General features: G+C 63.5%; 20 protein-coding genes. 12 read left to right on the top strand and 8 right to left on the bottom strand.

Annotation, left to right across the window (positions count from 1 at the left end):
* The first annotated feature begins 2 nt into the window (after positions 1-2).
* The 5 genes from UB31_RS30700 to UB31_RS30680 all read left to right on the top strand — a co-directional run bounded on the left by UB31_RS30700 (position 3) and on the right by UB31_RS30680 (position 4,028).
* Positions 3-947: an alpha-E domain-containing protein gene (locus UB31_RS30700; protein ID WP_045008412.1), complete on the top strand. Its 945-nt coding sequence runs from the start codon at positions 3-5 to the stop codon at positions 945-947.
* A gap of 67 nt (positions 948-1,014) precedes the next feature.
* Positions 1,015-1,863 carry a transglutaminase family protein gene (locus UB31_RS30695; RefSeq protein ID WP_045008413.1) on the top strand — a complete coding sequence of 283 codons (849 nt, stop codon included), beginning with the start codon at positions 1,015-1,017 and terminating at the stop codon, positions 1,861-1,863.
* Between the two features lie 98 nt (positions 1,864-1,961).
* A complete protein-coding gene (locus tag UB31_RS30690; RefSeq protein WP_045008414.1) occupies positions 1,962-2,369 on the top strand; it encodes a carboxymuconolactone decarboxylase family protein in 408 nt (135 codons plus the stop codon).
* A gap of 115 nt (positions 2,370-2,484) precedes the next feature.
* A complete protein-coding gene (locus UB31_RS30685; protein WP_045008415.1) occupies positions 2,485-3,243 on the top strand; it encodes a proteasome-type protease in 759 nt (252 codons plus the stop codon).
* Positions 3,244-3,269: 26 nt separating this feature from the next.
* Positions 3,270-4,028, top strand: coding sequence for an SDR family oxidoreductase (locus UB31_RS30680; protein ID WP_045008416.1), 759 nt, complete (start codon positions 3,270-3,272; stop codon positions 4,026-4,028).
* A gap of 204 nt (positions 4,029-4,232) precedes the next feature.
* Here the strand turns inward: UB31_RS30680 and UB31_RS30675 are convergent, their stop codons facing one another.
* Positions 4,233-5,471: an MFS transporter gene (locus tag UB31_RS30675; RefSeq protein ID WP_045008820.1), complete on the bottom strand. Its 1,239-nt coding sequence runs from the start codon at positions 5,469-5,471 to the stop codon at positions 4,233-4,235.
* A gap of 161 nt (positions 5,472-5,632) precedes the next feature.
* Here UB31_RS30675 and UB31_RS30670 point away from each other — a divergent pair, with 161 nt between their 5' ends.
* Positions 5,633-6,883: a NupC/NupG family nucleoside CNT transporter gene (locus UB31_RS30670; protein WP_045008417.1), complete on the top strand. Its 1,251-nt coding sequence runs from the start codon at positions 5,633-5,635 to the stop codon at positions 6,881-6,883.
* 119 nt (positions 6,884-7,002) lie between these two features.
* On the opposite strand, the gene UB31_RS30665 is transcribed toward UB31_RS30670, so the two are convergent.
* From UB31_RS30665 to UB31_RS30655, 3 genes are all read right to left on the bottom strand, one after another.
* Positions 7,003-8,199 (bottom strand): rhomboid family intramembrane serine protease, encoded by a 1,197-nt coding sequence (locus UB31_RS30665; RefSeq protein ID WP_082078682.1) that lies wholly within the window; start codon positions 8,197-8,199, stop codon positions 7,003-7,005.
* Between the two features lie 289 nt (positions 8,200-8,488).
* Positions 8,489-9,556 (bottom strand): threonine aldolase family protein, encoded by a 1,068-nt coding sequence (locus UB31_RS30660; RefSeq protein ID WP_045008418.1) that lies wholly within the window; start codon positions 9,554-9,556, stop codon positions 8,489-8,491.
* Positions 9,557-9,596: 40 nt separating this feature from the next.
* Positions 9,597-10,517, bottom strand: coding sequence for an amino acid ABC transporter substrate-binding protein (locus UB31_RS30655; protein ID WP_045008419.1), 921 nt, complete (start codon positions 10,515-10,517; stop codon positions 9,597-9,599).
* Positions 10,518-10,672: 155 nt separating this feature from the next.
* Between UB31_RS30655 and UB31_RS30650 the strand changes: the two genes are divergently transcribed.
* Entirely contained in the window at positions 10,673-11,593 is a 921-nt protein-coding gene (locus tag UB31_RS30650) for a LysR substrate-binding domain-containing protein (RefSeq protein ID WP_082078681.1), read from the top strand.
* Between the two features lie 135 nt (positions 11,594-11,728).
* Here the strand turns inward: UB31_RS30650 and UB31_RS30645 are convergent, their stop codons facing one another.
* Together UB31_RS30645 and UB31_RS30640 are read right to left on the bottom strand one after the other, a co-directional pair.
* Positions 11,729-12,268 (bottom strand): cupin domain-containing protein, encoded by a 540-nt coding sequence (locus tag UB31_RS30645; protein ID WP_045008420.1) that lies wholly within the window; start codon positions 12,266-12,268, stop codon positions 11,729-11,731.
* A gap of 164 nt (positions 12,269-12,432) precedes the next feature.
* Positions 12,433-12,720 carry an usg protein gene (locus UB31_RS30640; protein ID WP_045008421.1) on the bottom strand — a complete coding sequence of 96 codons (288 nt, stop codon included), beginning with the start codon at positions 12,718-12,720 and terminating at the stop codon, positions 12,433-12,435.
* Positions 12,721-13,098: 378 nt separating this feature from the next.
* On the opposite strand from UB31_RS30640, the gene UB31_RS30635 reads away from it, so the two are divergent.
* Both UB31_RS30635 and groL read left to right on the top strand, forming a co-directional pair.
* Positions 13,099-13,413 (top strand): co-chaperone GroES, encoded by a 315-nt coding sequence (locus UB31_RS30635; RefSeq protein ID WP_045008422.1) that lies wholly within the window; start codon positions 13,099-13,101, stop codon positions 13,411-13,413.
* Positions 13,414-13,458: 45 nt separating this feature from the next.
* The gene (groL, locus tag UB31_RS30630; protein WP_045008423.1) at positions 13,459-15,099 is read left to right on the top strand and encodes a chaperonin GroEL; all 1,641 of its coding nucleotides are present in this window, start codon (positions 13,459-13,461) and stop codon (positions 15,097-15,099) included.
* A 135-nt stretch (positions 15,100-15,234) separates the two neighbouring features.
* On the opposite strand, the gene lepB is transcribed toward groL, so the two are convergent.
* Positions 15,235-15,975 (bottom strand): signal peptidase I, encoded by a 741-nt coding sequence (gene lepB, locus UB31_RS30625; RefSeq protein ID WP_045008424.1) that lies wholly within the window; start codon positions 15,973-15,975, stop codon positions 15,235-15,237.
* A gap of 137 nt (positions 15,976-16,112) precedes the next feature.
* Positions 16,113-16,952, bottom strand: a complete 840-nt coding sequence (locus UB31_RS30620; RefSeq protein ID WP_045008425.1) for a LysR family transcriptional regulator — start codon at positions 16,950-16,952, stop codon at positions 16,113-16,115.
* Between the two features lie 126 nt (positions 16,953-17,078).
* Here UB31_RS30620 and UB31_RS30615 point away from each other — a divergent pair, with 126 nt between their 5' ends.
* The 3 genes from UB31_RS30615 to UB31_RS30605 all read left to right on the top strand — a co-directional run bounded on the left by UB31_RS30615 (position 17,079) and on the right by UB31_RS30605 (position 19,789).
* Entirely contained in the window at positions 17,079-17,672 is a 594-nt protein-coding gene (locus tag UB31_RS30615; protein WP_045008426.1) for a cysteine hydrolase family protein, read from the top strand.
* Between the two features lie 13 nt (positions 17,673-17,685).
* Positions 17,686-18,324 (top strand): glutathione binding-like protein, encoded by a 639-nt coding sequence (locus UB31_RS30610; protein ID WP_045008427.1) that lies wholly within the window; start codon positions 17,686-17,688, stop codon positions 18,322-18,324.
* 109 nt (positions 18,325-18,433) lie between these two features.
* Entirely contained in the window at positions 18,434-19,789 is a 1,356-nt protein-coding gene (locus UB31_RS30605) for a caspase family protein (RefSeq protein WP_045008428.1), read from the top strand.
* Positions 19,790-19,799: the final 10 nt, after the last annotated feature.

Genomic DNA, 19,799 nt, shown 5'->3' with positions numbered 1-19,799 from the left:
AGATGCTGTCGCGTACCGCCGAAAACCTCTACTGGCTCGCCCGCTACGTCGAACGGGCCGAATATCTCGCGCGCACCATCGACGCAACGCTACGCGTCACCGCGCTTCCGGCTGCCTATATCGGCAAGACCAATGAATGGGATTCGGCGCTGCTCACCGCCGGTGTCGCCGCGAGCTTCTATCAGCAATATGAAGAAGCCAACGAGCATAACGTCGTCGACTACCTCTCCTTCTCGGCGAACAATCCGTCCTCGATCAGGAACTGCATCGAGGCGGCGCGGCTGAACTCACGCTCGGTGCGCACCGCGCTGACCAGCGAGATGTGGGACACCATCAACTCGGCCTGGATCGAATTGCAGGAAGTCTGGAACAAGGGCACCTCGACGCGCGAGGATCTCGCAAAGTTCCTGCGCTTCGTGCAGGAGACCTCGCTGCGTTTCGACGGTTCGGCCTACCGGACCATGCTGCGCAACGACGCCTACTGGTTCTCGCGCCTCGGCCTGCATCTGGAGCGTGCCGACAACACCGCGCGCATTCTCGACGTGAAGTACCACGTGCTGCTGCCCGAGGAGGAGCATGTCGGCGGCCCGCTCGACTTCTATCAGTGGAGCTCGATCCTGCGCTCGGTCTCGGCGCTGACGGCCTATCACTGGGTCTACCGCGAGACGCTGAAGCCGTGGCTGGTCGCGGATCTGCTCATTCTCAACGGGACGCTGCCGCGCTCGCTGGCGAGCTGCTACGACAATCTAACGCGCAATCTCGACCAGATCGGCGTCGCCTATGGCCGCCAGGGCCCGGCCCAGCGCCACGCCCGCGGCATCCGCAACCGGCTCGAACACTCGAATATGAACGACATTTTCCAGCATGGCGTCCATGAATTCATTCAGGAATTCATCGCAGACAATTCCAGGCTGGGCGAAATCATCACAAAGCAGTATTTGATCTGATACTGCCGTCATTCCCGGGCGCCCGCAGGGCGAACCCGGAATGACGTCGCCAGAACAACGGTTCACCATGCGCCTGCGAATCCAGCACATCACGACCTATCGCTACGAGCCGCAGGCCACCAGCGTGATCCAGATCCTGCGCATGACGCCGTGCAGCCATGACGGACAATATGTGGCGGAATGGCAGATCGACGTCTCGACCGACACCAAGCTCGACACCCATGAGGACGCCTTCGGCAACGTCACCCACGTGCTGTCCTGTGGACCCGTCGGCGACATCAAGATCACCGCCGAGGGCCTGATCGAGACCCATGACACCGGCGGCGTGCTGCGCGGTGCCGACGAGCGCTTTCCGGCCGGCATGTTCCTGCGCACGACCGAATTGACCGAGGTCAATCCCGCGATGGCGGCGGTCACACGCCAGTTGCGCAGCGAGGCCGAGAGCGACACGCTCGGCTTCCTGCACACGCTGATGACGCAGATCAGCGAGCACATGACCTTCGACGAGGACCCGACCAACAGCGGCACGTCGGCTGCCGAAGCGTTCACGCTCAAGCGCGGCGTCTGCCAGGACTACGCGCATATCTTCATCGCCTGCGCCCGCACCGGCGGCGTGCCGGCGCGCTTCGTCTCCGGCCATTTTTTGCGCTCCGACGGCACGGTGCATCAGGACGCCGGCCATGCCTGGGCGGAGGCTTACGTCGACGGTCTCGGCTGGGTCGGCTTCGATCCCGCCAACAGCATTTGCACCACCGATGCCCACGTCCGCGTCGCGATCGGGCTCGATTATCTCGGCGCAGCCCCCGTGCGCGGCACTCGCTATGGCGGTGGCGCGGAAACGCTGTCGGTCGCGGTCAAGGTCGAGCAGGCCGGCCGTGGCGGCCAATCGCAGTCGCAATCTCAGCGGCAGAGCTAGACTAGGCGCACAGCCCCATCTCGCCAAGCGGCGTGGCCGACCGACCGCCTGAGCCGTGCTACATTCGCAGGATCAGATCAGACCCTGCGAGGCACCCCATGGCGACCGTAAAGCTGCTTTCGGACGATGAGCTCTCCAGCGAGGCGCGCGCCGTCTTCGACGACATCCGCAAAACGCGGCAGTCGGATTTCGTCAACAATTTCTGGCGCGCACTGGCGCATGATCCGAAGACGCTGCGGCGGACCTGGGAGAGCATCAAGGAGGTGATGGCGCCAGGCGCGCTCGATCCCAAGATCAAGGAAATGCTCTATGTCGCGGTTTCGGTGGCGCATGGCTGCAATTACTGCATCCATTCGCACACCGCCGCCGCACGGGCCAAGGGCATGACCGAGGCCGAATATGGCGAGATGCTCGCCATCGTCGGCATGGCCGCGGAGACGAACCGGCTGGTCACGGCGCTGGGCGTCCCCGTCGATGCGGCGTTTCTCGTCGATGGCCCTGAATAAGATAGGCTTTTGCTCCTCAGTGCACGGCGCCCGCAGGGAACAGGGGGTTTCATGCGCCCCCGAAATTGGCTACTAGTTTGGCGCCGATAAAAGCGCTCGCGTTCGGGGACTGGAAATGACCTATTGTTGCGGAATCCTGGTTCGGGACGGGCTCGTCATGATCGCCGACACCCGCACCAATGCCGGCCTCGACAACGTCTCGACCTTCCGCAAGCTGCACATCTTCAACAAGCCCGGCGACCGCATCATGGCGATCGCCAGCGCCGGCAACCTCGCCATCAGCCAGTCCGTGCTGTCCACCCTCACCGAGGGTCTGGAAGATCCGACCACTGGCGACATCGAGACGCTGATGAACGCGCCGACCATGTTCCAGGCGGCCCAGCGCATCGGCCGGGCGATCCGGGCGGTGCACGCCACCGAAGGCCCGGCGCTGAAATCCGAGGACGTCTCGTTCGACGTCTCCTTCCTGTTCGGCGGCCAGATCAAGGGCGCCCGCATGCGCCTGTTCATGGTCTACACGGCAGGCAATTTCATCGAGTGCACCACCGACACGCCGTACCTTCAGATCGGCGAGCACAAATACGGCAAGCCGGTGCTCGACCGCGCCATGCATTACGACGTCGAACTCTACGAGGCGCTGAAGACCGGCCTGATCTCGATGGATTCGACCATGCGCTCCAATCTCGGCGTCGGCCTGCCGATCGACGTGCTGGTGGTGCGGGCCGATGCCTGCGATGCCGATCTCAACCATCGCATCGAGGCGGGCGAGCCCTACTTCCACGATTTGCGCTCGCGCTGGTCGGCGGCCTTACGCGCCGCGCATCAGAACATTCCGCGGCCGCCCTACAAGAACGAAAAAGAACCCAAAACCTGACAGCTTAAGAGAAAAGGCAGGAAACGATGAGTGAAGCAAAGAAGATCGCAGTGGTGACGGGCGCCGGCACCGGAGTCGGACGCGCCGCCGCACTGGCGCTGATGAACACCGGCTTCACCGTGGTGCTCGCAGGCCGCCGGCTCGACATGCTCGAGGAGACCGCCAAGCTCGGTCCGGCCGGTAAGAGCCTGTGTGTCACGGCTGACATGACCAAGCCGGACTCGATTGCAGCATTGTTCGCCAAGGTGGCGCAGACCTACGGCCGGCTTGATGTGCTCTTCAACAATGCCGGCATGGGTGCCCCGCCAGTGAACTTCGAGGACCTCAGCCTCGAGCAATGGCAGGCGGTGGTGAACACCAACCTCACCGGCCCGTTCCTGTGCACCCAGCACGCCTTCCGCATCATGAAGGACCAGACCCCGCGCGGCGGCCGCATCATCAACAACGGTTCGATCTCCGCGCATGCGCCGCGGCCGTTCTCGGCCGCCTACACCTCGACCAAGCACGCCATCACGGGCCTGACCAAGGCGAGCAATCTTGACGGCCGCATGTACGACATCGCAGTCGGCCAGGTCGATATCGGAAATGCCGCAACGCCGATGACCGACCGCATGGTCGCGGGCCCCGGTGTGATGCAGCCCGACGGCACCATGAAGCAGGAGCCGCGCATGGACGCCAAGGCGGTCGGCGATGCCGTCGCCTACATGGCCGGCCTGCCGCTCGATGCCAACGTGCTGACCATGACGGTGATGGCGAGCAAGATGCCGTTCGTCGGACGGGGCTGAACTAAAAACTGAAAAACAACCCCATGCACAGTAGGCGTCAAGAGGCGCTTACTGCTGCTCGGCCGCCGGGGTGACGCGAGGTAAGTCCACGAGCTGCTTCAACAATCGTCATTGCGAGCGCAGCGAAGCAATCCAGGGTCTTTCCGCGGTGGAATTCTGGATTGCTTCGCTGCGCTCGCAATGACGGGAGAGAGAGCGAGCTCCCTACTCCAGGGTTTCCACCTGCCGCAGGCTTGGAAACAGCTTCATCCAGAGCAGCGCCACCGCGACGGTGCAGACGCCGCCGAGCACGGCGGCCGGCATCGCGCCGAACAGCGCGGCGGCCACGCCGCTTTCGAACTGGCCGAGCTGGTTCGAGGCATTGATGAAGAGGAAGTTGACTGCGCCGACGCGGCCGCGCATCTCGTCGGGCGTGGAAAGCTGCACCAGCGAGAAGCGGATCACGACGCTGATCGTATCGGCCGCGCCCAAAATGGCGAGCGACAGCACCGACAGCCACATCCAGGACGACAGCGCGAACACGATTGTGGCGATGCCGAACACGATCACCGCCTGAAACATGCGCATACCGACATGCCGCGTGATGGCGTGACGCGCCAACACCATGGTCATCGCCAGCGCGCCGACAGCAGGCGCTGCACGCAAGATCCCGAGCCCCATCGGGCCGGTCTGGAGGATGTCGCGGGCATAGATCGGCAACAACGCAGTGACGCCGCCGAACAGCACGGCGAACAGGTCGAGCGAAATGGTGCCGAGGATCGCGGGATTGCTCCGGATGAAGCGGACGCCGGCAAAAATATTGTCCGAGCCCGTCCCCTCCTTGGCGACCGCCTGCGGACGCGGCTGGATGAAGCCGGTCAGGATCATGCCAAAGATCCAGAACACCAGCATCACGGCATAGGCAAGATGCGGCGCGATCGCATACGCGAAGCCGCCGAGCGCAGGGCCCGTGATGGTCGCGACCTGCCCCGCACCGCTCGCGACCGCCGTCGCGCGCTGGAGCGATCCCTGCGGCGCGATCAGCGGCAAGAGCGCCGCGGTGGTCGGGCTTTCGAAGGCGCCGGCAATGCCGAGCACGAAGGTCGCGACAAAGATCTGCACTTCGCTGACCGCGCCGAGATAGGTGATGACGGCGAGATAGAGCGCGGTCGCGGCCTCCACGAGCTGGCAGAGCTGAACCACGCGCTTGCGCTCAAAACGGTCGGCGGCGTGGCCGGCGACGAACACCAGGAGTGCTGTGGGCAGGAACTGCACGAGGCCGACCATGCCGAGATCGAAGGCCGAGCCGGTGAGGTCGTAGATCTGCCAGCCGATCGCGACCGCCGCGATCTGGCTGGAAAAGCGCGACAGACTGCGCGAGAGCAGGAAGAACAGGAAGGCACGGTGGGAGAGGAGCGCGCGGGCGCTGACCGGCTGATTCGCTGCTATCGGCTGCTCCGTCATCGCCTCTTCGGTCACGCTTGGACTATCCGCCCCCTTGATGTCGATGCGCCCCGCGTGGCTGACGCAGAGGTGCTTGTCAACAGCGGGACACCTCTCGCAGTCTTCCGGCATTGCGTTTGCATCGCACGCGCGGCCATAATCATTGAGGGTTTGGGGACATCATGCTGCGGCTGCAATCGGCACTCGGCGTTTTCGCATTGCTGCTGATCGCGTGGGCGTTGGCAGAGAATCGCCGCGCGGTCTCGCTGCGCCAGGCGGCGATCGGCCTTGCCATGACCTTCGTCACCGCGATCGTTCTCCTGAAGGTGCCCGTCGTCGCGCACGCCTTCGGCGCCATCAACGACGCAGTCGGTGCGATCTCCGCGGCCTCGCGCGCCGGCTCCTCCTTCGTGTTCGGTTATATCGGCGGCGGTGCCCTGCCCTTCGACCTGAAAGTGCCGGGAGCCGATTTTATCCTGGCGTTCCAGGCGCTGCCGATCGTGCTGGTCATGAGCGTGCTGACGACGCTGCTGTTCTATTGGCGTGTGCTGCCGCCGATCGTGCGTGGCATGGCGTGGCTGCTCGAACGCACGCTTGGCGTCGGCGGCGCGGTCGGGCTCTCGACCGCCGCCAACATCTTCCTCGGCATGGTCGAGGCGCCGCTGTTCGTCCGGCCTTACCTCGCGCAGATGTCCCGAAGCGAATTGTTTCTGGTGATGACCGGCGGCATGGCCGGCATCGCCGGCACCGTGCTGGTGCTCTACGCGACGTTGCTGGCCCCGCTGATTCCCGACGCGGCCGCGCACTTCGTCATCGCGTCGGTGCTGGGTGCGCCGGCGGCGATCCTCGTCAGCCTGATCATGGTACCGGAAACCAGCGATAAGCGAACCGGCGGCGCGCTGGAGGATCCGGAGATGGAGGTCTCCAGCACGATGGATGCGATCGTGAAGGGCACCGGCGCAGGCCTCGAGCTGCTGCTCAACATCGTCGCCATGTTGCTGGTGCTGGTGGCGCTGGTCTATCTCGTCAACGCGATCCTCGGGCTTCTACCTGATATCGGCGGCGCAGCGATCTCGCTGCAACGGCTGCTCGGGCTGGTGATGGCGCCGGTGTGCTGGCTGATGGGATTGCCCTGGGATCAGGCGGTGACGGCCGGCAGCCTGATGGGCACGAAAACCGTGCTCAACGAACTGATCGCCTATGTCGACTTCTCAAAGCTGCCGCCGGGTACGCTCGATCCGCGCTCGCGCCTGATCATGCTCTACGCGATGTGCGGCTTCGCCAATTTCGCCAGCCTCGGCATCATGATCGGCGGCCTCGGCGTGATGGCGCCGGATCGGCGCGACGAGATCAACGCGCTCGGACTGAAGTCAATCGTGTCGGGCACTCTGACGACGTGTTTGATGGGCGCGATCGTGGGGGTCATTACGTGACTCCCGTCGTGATGTCGTAGCCTGGATGGAGCGCAGCGCAATCCAGGAAAGTATCTCCGTCGCAGACAGTCGCCCCGGATTTCGCTTCGCTCCATCCGGGCTACGAGCTGCCATCCCGCTCAGCCGCACAACTTCGTCTTGTCCAACATACGACGGACCTCACCCAGCTTGGCGCGGCACACCTCGGCCGCCATGGCCTTCGCCTCGCTGGACCGTCCTCGCGCGAGCAGCAACTGCGCCAGCAAGGCCTGCGCCACGGATCGCACCGACCCGCCCGCCACATCCGAGGTGGCGAGCGACATCGCGGTTTGCACTTCCGTCTCGGCAGGACCGAGGCTGTTCTGTTCAATGAAGTAGATCGCGCGGAACAGGTGGGCCCGCGGGTCTTTCGGGTAGCGGTTGACGAAATCAGTAGAACGGCTGGCCATCTCGCGCGTGCTCGCCGGCATTTCCGACGCGCGCATATACTGCCCGGCATCAGCGATGTAGGACCGATAATGAGCAGCGGCGAAGCCGGCGCAGATCAGTGATCCGGCGAATCCTCCGAGCAACACCATGCCAGCGCTTCGCGGCAGGCTGTCATAGGACCAGAAGGCGAGCCACGGCGTGATGGCAAGCGCGGCGCCGGCCAGCGCACCGCCTCCATGCGCATAATAGTTGACATTGCCGGAGGCTCCAAAGGCAAGCGGCAGCAGCGCTGGAACACCGAAGAAGAGCGACGTCTTCAGTCTCGATATCGTTTGATCGGCGTCCGCCTCTGGCTCGAAGCTCGCGACGAACAGCGCGGCGATCAGCCCGGTAATGGCGCCGGACGCGCCGACGCCCACCGAGCCGGGGCCATTGCCCAGGAGCGAGCCAGCCTCGCCGGCCAGCGCACTGGCAACGAAGATCAGCGAGAACCAGCCACGACCGATCAGGGGCTCCAGCCTGACGCCGACGATGAACAGCGCAACGCAGTTGCCGATGAGGTGCCCCTGGCTGCCATGCAGAAGCGGCGCAAGGCCAATCCGCCACCACTCGTTTCGTCCGACAACAAGGTCGTAGCCGGACGCACCCTGAGCGATCAGCGAGCGGACATCGAGTGAGCCGTCCCGCGCAATGTCGATGGCCAGACTGCGTTGCAGCGCGAAGATCAGGACCAGACCGAAAATCAGGGCAATGGTGAGGAAAGGGATATCGGCCAGAAGCTTGTTCTCGCCAAAAAGCGTCTCCTCACTGGACAAGGGCCGAGGTGCGATCGGCGCGGCGACGGGTTGAAATGATGCCCTTGGGGTTGGCGCTACGACGCCGCGTCGGCCAAAAGTATTGGTCGCCATGAAAACATGTCCCGCATTCTCACAGCTTCGAGTTGACGCGAGGAATATTTTCGACTGGTTAGCGACCGCCCTGCGGGACGGCTGAAACCATCCGAGTGGTAACTGCCCGGTTTTGCGGATCGGGCGCTTTCTAACGATCGCCTCACCGTCGGGGGCTGAGTTAGCAACGAACTCGTAGCCCGGATGGAGCGCAGCGCAATCCGGGAAAGTGCACCGTCACGCACGGTTTCCCGGATTTCGCTTCGCTCCATCCGGGGCTACAAGGACCCGATTCACATCAGCGGGTGCTCTAAACCAAAGCTGAGGCCGCGGTCCGAAATGCCAGGACCGCGCGATCGATATCCGCGTCGTCGATATGGCGATGGGTCACACAACGCAGGCGATGCCTGCCCCAAGGCCTCGCCCTCAGGCCCGCCTTCTCCAGAGCCCCCGACCACGCGGCGCTGTCGCGCCCGGAGAGAGAGACATCGACCTGCACGATATTCGTCTGCGGAATTGTCGCGCTGACCTTTGGATGCAACGCGTTCAGCGCATCACTCAGGGCTCGCGCACGTCGGTGGTCCTCGCCCAGACGCGCACCCATGACCTGAACCGCTTCCAGGCCGGCTGCGGCCAGGATGCCGATCTGGCGCTGCGTGCCTCCCAGCATGCGGCGGAATCTGCGGCTGCTGTCGATCACGGCGCGCGGCCCCGCAAGCACGGCACCGGCCGGCGCACTCAGGCCCTTCGATAGACACAGGGAGACCGTGTCGCAATGCTTAGCAACCTGATCCGGCGCCACGTCAAGGGCGACCGCGGCGTTGAACAGCCGCGCTCCGTCGAGATGCACCGGGACGCCGCGGGCCGAGGCCATGGCGTGCACCGCCTGCATATGCTCCAGCGGCAGCACGGCGCCGCTCGCATTGTTGTGCGAGGTTTCCATCGCGACAAGGGCGGTCCTGAGCTTAAGCCCCTCGCCCTGTAGCGCGTCCTCCAGCAAATTCAGGTCCATCGCGCCAGCGGTGCCGGCAACGGCGAAGTAAAACTGCCCCGTGAACGTCGCCGCCCCTCGTTCAGAGGTGTACATATGAGCACTGGATTCCAACACGATCTGTTCGCTGCGCTGCGACTGCGCCAGCGTCGCCAACAGATTGGCCATGGTGCAGCTCGGCACAAACAAACCGGCTTCCTTGCCCAACGCCGCAGCCGCAACGACCTCCAACTCCCGCGCCGTGGGGTCACCGTCCAGCCCGTCATCGCCGAGCGGCGCCGATGCCATGCGGGCATACATCGCTTCGGTCGGCTTGGTGACCGTATCGCTGCGCAGGTCGATAGGTGGCAACCCAGCGCCCGCCGGACTCGTGTCGTGTTGTGCCATTGCGAGAACCTCTAGAGCGCTTGATAGAACGCTTGGCGCGTCATTCGTAGACTGCCGGGTCGCCGGAATCGGTCGGGTTGGCCAGCGCCCGCTTGAGGGCGGCGCTCATTGGAAATTTCAGGTTGAGGCCATGCGGTGGGATGGGTGAATTAAAGTATTTGTCGTAGAGCGCCGCAATCTGTCCGTTCTTGATCAGGTCGATCACGGCCTCGTCGACCATCTTCTTGAAAGCAGGATCATCCTTGGGTTGGACGATGCCATAGGGCGCCGCCTCGAGGCTCTTGCTACCGATCTGGAAATCATCCGGCGTCCTGGACGAGGCGACCGTGGCATAGGCGAGACCGTCATCATTGGCGGTGCCGGCCACCCGGCCCGTCGACACCATCAAGAAGGTCTCGGCGGTGTCCTTGGCCGGCACCACCGTGATGCCAAGATTGTTCTTGGCGTTGATCAGCGTAATCACCTTGAAAGTCTGGCCGCCGGCTTGGGCGGCGATGGCCTTGCCGCGAAACGAAGCCGGGTCGTTGACATCGACCCCGCCATCCTTGCGCGCGACGAGGACGACCTGCGCAACGAAGGTGGTGGGAGCAAAGGCGACGAGTTTATGCCGCTCGATATTATTGGTCGTGTTGCCGCATTCGAGATCGATCGTACCGTTGGCGAGCAGCTGAATACGTGTCGCCGAGGTGATGGGATTATAGCGAATCTCGAGCTTGGGAAGCTTGAGCGCCGTCTTGATCGCCTGCACCACCCGTTCACAGATTTCCACGGTGTAGCCGATCGGCTTCTGGTTGCCGTCGAGATAGGCGAAGGGCACCGAGGTCTCGGGATACCCCAATGTGATCGCGCCGCTCTCACGGATCTTGTCCAGCCTGCTCGCACCCTGGGCCATGGCCTCGCTGGAAAGAAGAACGATAGCGACGGTCGCCGCGGCGAGTGCCTTGATCGTTGTCGCTTTCATGTCGTCCCCTTTTTTTCCCGAATGTCCGTGACGCCGCCCACGGTGGGCAGGCAACGACACGGCGGCTCCGTGCGAACGGCTTCATGCTCTGGACTATCGTCCAAAAGCCCGATCTGATGAAATTCCAGTTTCACACTCCCCTATACGGATTTGATATGGCCCCCAGACGCATGGGCTTGAAGCATGTGGAGGCTTTTCGGGCCGTCTTCGTGACGGGATCGATGACGCAAGCGGCTCAGCGCATGCATACCTCGCAGCCCCAGATCAGCCGCCTGATCGGACAGTTAGAAGCGATCACGCAATTCCCGCTGTTCGACCGCAGCGGCGGCCGCCTCCGTCCGACCGTGGACGGATCGCGCTTCTTCCAGGAGGTCGATAAGACTTTCATCGGCTTGGCCGGACTGGAGGCCAGCGCAGCCAGCATCCGCTCGTTCGGTATGGGTCGGCTAAGCGTTGCGGCGATGCCGCGCTTGGCCGGCGGCCTGCTGACGCGCATCGCGGCGCGTTTCAAAATGGATTATCCGCATGTGATGATCTCGATCCGGTCCGGCACGGCGAGCGCGGTGCACGACTGGGTCAGCTCCGGGCTTTGCGACACCGGGTTGGCCATGCTCTACGGCGAGGTTGCGGGGGTGCATGTCGAACCGGTGCTCAAGACCCGTTGCGTCGCAATCATGCCGAAGGCGCATCGTCTTGCGCAGAAGAAGACGCTGCGCCCGGCCGATTTCGCGGATGAGGCCTTCATCTCCTTCGCTACGGGCAGTCCGCTCTACGATCGCATCGATACGATCTTCGCGCAGGCGGACGTCACGCGCCGCATTGTTGCCGAGACCGATCTGGGCGCATCGGTCTGTGCCCTGGTCGCGGCGGGTCTCGGCATCAGCATCATCAACCCGATTGCCGCGCATGACGAAAGCTCTGGCGCGGCCCTGATCACGCGCCCCTTCAACCCGGCGGTCCCGGTTACGATCGCACTGCTCTATCCGCCTTATGCCGCGCGCGGCCGGTTGATCGATGCCTTCAGCGAATATGCTCGCAAGATCATGAGCGAGGAATTGGGTTATCTTGAGCGGTAGTCGGCCGTTAGTTGCCGTAGCCCGGATGGAGCGCAGCGCAATCCGGGTCAACCTTCTCCGCGGAGAGACTTTCCCGGATTTCGCTTCGCTCCATCCGGGCTACAAGTGGCCCGTCAATGACGAACGAGAGAGCGTCTACGCCTTCAGCTCCACCGTCTTGAACTCCGCCGGCAAAATCACCTCCAGCAGTTCGACGTCATCGGAATAATCCAAAATCATGTGCTTGATCTTCGGCGGCTGGGTCCAGGCGCTGCCTTCTTTCATCAAGGTCTCGCCCTCTCCGTCCATGTAGGTTTTCACCCAGCCCTTGAGCACGTAGACCATCTGGAAATCGACGGCGTGGAAGTGCAGCTTTGAGACTTCGGCCGGATTGCAGGGACCTTGCAAACGGATCACGTGCGCTTGCGCGAGGCCGTGGCTGGCAGCGGCGATGCCGAGATCGCGGTACTTTGCGTAGGCACGCAGACCGTCGGCCTTGAAGTCTTCCTCGCGATGATGGCTGATCGCGATGCGCTGCTTGGGCCGTGCGGATTTCTTCGGCGCGGTCTTGGCGGGCGCGGAGCGCGCCTTCGACTTCACGGCCTTGCGTGCAGATGATCTCGCTGCGGGCTTGGTGCCGCTCCGCTTCTTCACTGCGGCCTGCGCTGCGTTGCGCGATTTCGTTATCTTGGCCATGGACGGCCTCCCCTATTGTTATGGCGGAGAGGCTAACACGAAATGAGATATCGTAGGGTGGGCAAAGCGAAAGCGTGCCCACCACTGCCAGATGCGATCGCGGAGAGGTGGTGGGCACGGCGCGCAAGTGCGCGCCTTTGCCCACCCTACGAGTCCCGCTCGCCTCAATGCAGCCGAAACACACCGTCGACCGCGCGCAATTCCGCCGGCTTGATCAGCTTGGAATGCGCGACGGTCACCGAGTGAAGCGGACCATCGAGCTTCTGCTGCCAGAAGGCCAAGAAATCCTTCAGCGCCGGAAATTTCGGAAACATGTCGTAGTTCTGCCAGACGTAGGTCTGAAGCAACGATGGATGATCCGGCATCCGGTAGAGAATTTGTGCCGTCGTCAGCCCATAACCCAACAGCTGTTTCCGGAAATCGTCGGAAACGGCGCCTGCCCGCAAGCCCATGCCAACCTCCTTTGCAGGAGCGCATATTCAGGGGGTGGCTTCCCGGTACGCTGTTTACGAGCCACCCGGTGGAGATGCGCTCACATGAGAGAAATGTGACGCAAACTGACAATCCATCTCAAGCCCAAAAGTTTAACAAGTTGTTGAAATACAATGCGTTAGCAGCAGAGGCGGCTCCGTGCTAATACGGCCTCAAGGCCGGTTAACGATGGTAAAGAATTCTGGCACACAGCGCTTCTGAGTGCTTATTTTTCTGCTAGAAGCCCTTGCTCCCGCAAAAATCCTGGCTTATCTGAGCTTCACCCGCATTGGCACTCGCGGGCATCGATTGCTAACACCCTGAAAACATCAATCTGAGCAAAAGCTTAGGAGGACTGCATGAAATTCCGTCCGCTTCACGACCGCGTCGTGGTCAAGCGCATCGACGCAGAAGAGAAGACCGCTGGCGGCATCATCATTCCCGACACCGTCAAGGAAAAGCCCTCGCAGGGCGAAATCGTCGCTGTCGGCCCCGGTGGCCGCGACGAAGCCGGCAAGCTGATCCCGATCGATCTGAAGGTTGGCGACCGCGTGCTGTTCGGCAAGTGGTCCGGCACCGAGGTCAAGATCGACAATGAAGATCTGCTGATCATGAAGGAAAGCGATGTCATGGGCGTCCTCGACGTCCCCGCTTCCAAGAAGAAGGCGGCCTAAGAGCCCCCTCTCCCACCCAGCTAAACCCCTCAAGGAAAAATCCAGATGGCAGCTAAAGAAGTCAAATTCGGCGTCGATGCACGCGACAAGATGCTGCGTGGCGTCGACATCCTCGCCAACGCTGTGAAGGTCACGCTCGGTCCGAAGGGCCGCAACGTCGTCCTCGACAAGTCGTTCGGCGCTCCCCGCATCACCAAGGACGGCGTCACCGTCGCCAAGGAGATCGAGCTCGACGACAAGTTCGAGAACATGGGCGCGCAGATGGTGCGCGAAGTCGCCTCCAAGTCGGCTGACGCGGCCGGCGACGGCACCACCACCGCAACCGTGCTCGCGGCTGCGATCGTTCGTGAAGGCGCCAAGTCGGTTGCCGCCGGCATGAACCCGATGGATCTGAAGCGTGGTATCGACCTGGCTGTGGAAGCCGTGGTCGCCGACCTCGTCAAGAACTCCAAGAAGGTGACCTCGAACGAGGAAATCGCCCAGGTCGGCACCATCTCCGCCAACGGCGATGCCGAAATCGGCAAGTTCCTCTCCGACGCCATGAAGAAGGTCGGCAACGAGGGCGTCATCACGGTTGAAGAAGCCAAGTCGCTCGAGACCGAACTCGACGTCGTCGAGGGCATGCAGTTCGACCGCGGCTACATCTCGCCCTACTTCGTCACCAACGCCGACAAGATGCGCGTTGAGATGGACGACGCTTACATCCTCATCAACGAGAAGAAGCTCTCCTCGCTGAACGAGCTGCTGCCGCTGCTCGAGGCCGTGGTGCAGACCGGCAAGCCGCTGGTGATCGTGGCTGAGGACGTCGAAGGCGAAGCGCTGGCGACCCTCGTCGTGAACCGCCTCCGTGGCGGCCTGAAGGTTGCGGCCGTCAAGGCTCCGGGCTTCGGCGATCGCCGCAAGGCCATGCTCCAGGACATCGCAGTTCTGACCGGCGGCCAGGCGATCTCGGAAGATCTCGGCATCAAGCTCGAGAACGTCACGCTCAACATGCTCGGTCGCGCCAAGAAGGTGATGATCGACAAGGAGAACACCACGATCGTCAACGGCGCCGGCAAGAAGGCCGACATCGAAGCGCGCGTGGCGCAGATCAAGGCGCAGATCGAGGAAACCACCTCGGACTACGACCGTGAGAAGCTCCAGGAGCGTCTTGCCAAGCTCGCAGGCGGCGTCGCGGTGATCCGCGTCGGCGGCGCGACCGAGGTCGAGGTGAAGGAGCGCAAGGATCGCGTTGATGACGCGATGCATGCGACCCGCGCGGCTGTCGAGGAAGGCATCGTCCCGGGCGGCGGCGTCGCCCTGCTCCGTGCCTCCGAGCAGCTCAAGGGCCTGCGCACCAAGAACGACGACCAGAAGACCGGCGTCGAGATCGTGCGCAAGGCGCTGTCGGCTCCCGCTCGCCAGATCGCGATCAACGCCGGTGAAGACGGTTCAGTGATCGTCGGCAAGGTGCTGGAGAACAAGTCGTACGCTTTCGGCTTCGACTCCCAGACCGGTGAATACGGCGACCTCGTCAAGAAGGGCATCATCGACCCGACCAAGGTGGTCCGTACCGCGATCCAGAACGCTGCCTCGGTTGCGGCGCTGCTGATCACCACGGAAGCCATGGTCGCCGAGCTGCCCAAGAAGGGCGGCGCCGGCCCCGCAATGCCTCCGGGCGGCGGCATGGGCGGCATGGACTTCTGATCCAGCCGTTCAGGCACAGTCGAGAAATGCGAAACCCCGGCAGCGATGCCGGGGTTTTGTTTTGGGGCAAACTCTTCGCCCTTGTCATTCCGGGGCGCGTCCCTCTTGGGCGCGAGCCCGGAATGACGAAGCCGCTCACCTCACCTTCCCGATGCGTCCGCCGCGCGGCTCGCCGTTGGGCGCAATCGACCAGAATATCCAGACCGCCCGGCCGACGAGATTGTCCATCGGCACAAATCCCATCGCACTCATCGCGCGGCTGTCGGTCGAATTATCGCGGTTGTCGCCGAGCACAAACAGATGGCCCGGCGGAACCGTATAGACGGGCGTGTTGTCGTAGAAGCCGTTGTCGAAACAATCGTAGGTCTGGTAACTCGCGCCGTTCGGCAGCGTCTCGCGCCAGCGCCCGTTCTTCGTGCCTGGATCGAGCCCGCAAGAGGCCCCGCCGAACCCGCTCGCGAGAGCAACGCGTGTCACCGGCTTGTCGTTCAGCATGAGCTGACCCTGCCGCATCTGGATGCGGTCGCCGGGCAATCCGACGATGCGCTTGACGTAATCGACCGAGGTGTCCTTCGGGTTGCGAAATACAGCGACATCGCCGCGCTCGGGGGTTGATGCGAGGACGCGACCCGAGATCGGCGAATAAGGAAACGAATAGCGGCCGTAGCCGTAGGCATATTTTGCGGCGAGCACATAGTCGCCGACGACCAGCGTCGGGACCATCGAGCCTGACGGGATGTTGAACGGCTGGAAAAGGAAGACGCGAAACAGGATCAGCGGCGACCACAATGCCGGGACCAGCAGGATCAGGATGACGATCGCCTTCCATTCCCTGGATCGGGCTTTCGGCCGGATGGTGTCCTGAAGAGTGGTCATCGTTTGTCCTGCCGGAGATCGTAGCGATCGCAAGATTACGCAACCTGCGGAGGTGCGCAATCCCCGCTTGATGGATTTGGTCGTGCGGCTCGCGGGCTGCGTTCAACTGCGCTGAACCGCGTAACCGCCCCAAGCGATCAGTCGCGTGACAAATCCCTGAAGCAATGGCGTATCCATTCGATCGCGAGGCGCGTCGCCGGGTCGCGCTTCAGATGATTCTGCACCAGGAGCCAGACGTCGCGGCGCTTGGTGAGAAGTGTCGCGCGCAAACTGCGGTCGGAGAGCAAGTCCGCGCAGCTAAGTTCTGGCAGCACGCCGACCGCCTGATGCGACTGGATCATGGTCCTGACAATGCGGACATTGTCGGTGACGCAGCGCGCGTTCTTCACGCGCCGGGTGCGTAGGAACTGCGCTTCGGGAATGGCGTCGAGCTCGTCCGGAAAGACGCAAGCGATCGGCGCGTCATTTGGACTGTCGACCGGCTCGAAGAAATACAGCCGCAGATCGGCGAGTTTGGAGATGGTGAAATCGCCCTTCTCCGGCTTGCGCAGCCGGATGGCGAGATCGGCCTGCCAGCGCGAGAACTTGACGTTGCCGCTGGCGGTCAGGAATTGCAGGGTCAGGCCGGGGTGATCGCGCAGGAAGGCGCTGGCGTGCGGCGCCAGCAGCTCTTCGGCCACCGTATTGGTCGAGGCGATGCGCAGGCGGCCGACCGGGCCCGGCTGGCTCTCACCGATGCGATCGATCGCCGCGACATGTGCGGCCATCGCGCCGACATGCTCGAGCACCGCCTCGCAATGGCGCGTCGGCCGGCGCAAGCCATCGATCGCGTCGAACAGGGGCACGCCGAGATCGCGCTGGATCCGCGCAAGCCGGCGGCCGACGGTGGTCTCGTCGATGCGCAGCCGCGCGCTGGCGCCGGCATAGGTGCCCTCGTCCCTCACCGCGGCAATGATGCGCAGATCGTCCCAGTTCATGGCGGCGAACCTAGCAGGCGCCGCCCTATCCTGCAAATTTGCAGCCATATGCTGCAATAGTCCTGCACAATGGCAGGCCGCCGCCGCGCTAGTCTGGCGCCATCCGATCGTCTCGAAAGGCCTGACATGACCGCTCCAAAGACCCTGCTCGAACTTTCCGGCGCCGACCTCAATCCGCCAAACCTCGCTGACACCTGCCTCGTGCTGATCGACATCCAGAACGAATATCGCGCCGGTCCGCTGGCGCTGCCGGACGCCGAGCCCGCGATTGCCGCGGCCGCGTGCCTGCTGGCGCGCGCACGACAGAGCGGTGCGGCGATCTTCCACGTCGCACACAAGGGCCGTGCCGGCAGCCTGTTCGACCGCGAGGCCGAGCGTGGCGCGATCGTCGACAGCCTGGCGCCGCTCACGGACGAAGCCGTGATCGAGAAGGCGCTGCCGAACGCCTTTGCCAGCACCGACCTGCAAGCGCGGTTAGCTGTGACCGGACGCACCAACATCGTGATGGCGGGCTTCATGACCCATATGTGCGTCAGCTCGACCGCGCGCGCCGCGCTCGACCTTGGCCTGCGCACCACCGTCGCAGCCGATGCCTGCGCCACGCGCGATCTGCCCGACAGACGCGGCGGGACGCTCAACGCAAAAACCATTCACGAGGTCGCGCTGGCCGAGCTGTCTGACCGCTTCGCGCTCATCGTGCGCAGTGACGCGCTCGTCTGATCCGGGAGGTCGCATGCTGCAACTCTATTTCTCGCCGATGGCCTGCTCGCTTGCGAGCCGCATCACGCTGATGGAGGCCGGCTTGGATGCGCGCTACCACCTCGTGCATCTCCTGACCAAGAAGCGCATCGAGGATGATGCCGACTTCCGCATCATTTCAGCGAAGGGCGCAGTGCCGGTTCTGATCCTGGAGAATGGCGAGCGGCTGACGGAGAGTGCCGCGGTGCTGCAATATATCGCCGACCTGAAACCGGAGACCGGCCTCGCGCCGCCGCCCGGCCATGTCGATCGTTACCGGCTCCAGGAGTGGCTGAGCTTCGTCGGCACCGAGATCCACAAAGCGTTCCTGTTTCCGACCTTCTGGTACAAGGACGACGGCTCGCTCGCCAAGCCCCGTGCAAGGATAGCGCAGACATTGTCTGTGCCGGCCACGCACCTTGCGGATCGCAAATTCCTCGTTGGTGACTGCTTCACCGTCGCGGATGCCCACCTCACCTGGGCCTTGCTGCTGCTGCGCCCCGCAGGCGTCGACATCGCGCAATGGCCATCCTTGTCGGCCTATCTCGAGCGCATGCAGGCGCGGCCCACCGTGAAGGAAGCGATTGCGACGGAGATAGCGCTCCGCAAGACCGTGGCGGCCACCCCGGCGTGACAGGATGTCACGGTCGCCGAATTTGACGGTTCCACAGCGAGGGCATTGATGTCGGCGCGGCATGCGCTAGTCTGAGGGATATTTTTCGATATTTCCTTGGAAGGCATTCATGCGTGCTCTTTCCGGAATTTGCACTGCAAGATTTTCTCTGGCCCTCCTCGCCTGCTGGCTGTGCCTCGGTCCCGCATCGGCGGAAACGCGGGTCGCGCTGGTCATCGGCAACGGCGCCTATGCCAGCACAGCGCAGCTTCCCAACCCGCCGCACGATGCCGAAGACGTCGCGGGCTCGCTCAGGCGCAGCGGTTTCGAGGTCTACCAGGGTGTCGACCTGCGCCAGGCCGACATGCAGGACCTGACCATCCGCTTCGCGCGCGCCGCGAGCAGAGCTGATGTCGCCATGTTCTACTACAGCGGCCACGCGATGCAGTACAACGGCGTGAACTACCTGATGCCGATCGACGCCGTGCTGACCGACGAAGCGGATCTGAAGCGCTTCGTGCGGGTCGACGACATCGTGAACGACCTGCAACAGGCCAAGAACCTGCGCATCCTCGTGCTCGACTCCTGCCGCGACAATCCGCTGGCGGAAAACCTCAAGCGTTCTGCCGGCACGACGCGCGCCGCCTCAATCGGGCGCGGGCTGTCGAAAGTCGAAGCACCGCGCGGCACGATCGTGTCTTTCTCGACGCAATCCGGGCAGACCGCAGCCGATGGCAGCGGCCGCAACAGCCCCTATACGAGCGCGTTCCTGAAGCACATCGAGGAGCCGCAGGAGATCGGTGACGTCTTTCGCGACATCAGCAGCGACGTCTATGACAGCAGCGGCAAGACCCAGCTTCCGGAGCTGTCACTCTCGATCATCGGCAAGTTTTATCTGAACGGGCCGGTGTCGGTCACGGTGGCGCCAGCGCCTCAGGCCGCACCGCGAGCGGATCCTTGCGCGGCCGCCGAGGCCCATTGGAAGGCTGCGGACGGCATCGGCACGCTCGGTGCCTACGAAGACCATCTCGCCAGATTCCCGAATTGCATCTTCGCCAATCTCGCCAAGGCGCGGATCGAGGGCCTGAAGCAGAAGGTGACCTTGGCGCCTGCGGCCGCCCCCCGAGCCGGTGGAAGCAAGGATTTCGACGGCAACTGGGACGTGACGTTGAATTGCCAGACCAGCGGCAAGGCGCAGGGCTTTACCCGAGCCCTGGCTGGCACCGTTGCGAACGGCGTGCTTCACGCCGAGGCTCAGGGCCCGGGCGGCAACGTCAACCGGCTGGAAATCGACGGCCAGATCCCGCCGGACGGCAAGACCACCTTGAGCGCGCGCGGGACGACAGGGGCGAGCACCTATACGCTCAACAACATGCCGCCAGGCTCTCCCTACGCCTTTACGGTCGATGCGCAGTTCGATCGTAGCCGCGGCAGCGGCAAGCGCAACGAGGCGCGTCCGTGCAACCTGGTTTTCGTCAAACGCTGATCGAGCAGGA

It is taken from the genome of Bradyrhizobium sp. LTSP849 (assembly GCF_000938255.1).
In the GTDB taxonomy this organism is placed as follows: domain Bacteria; phylum Pseudomonadota; class Alphaproteobacteria; order Rhizobiales; family Xanthobacteraceae; genus Bradyrhizobium.
Note: the sequence above shows the minus strand (reverse complement) of the source record. Positions and strands in the feature narration are given on the sequence as shown.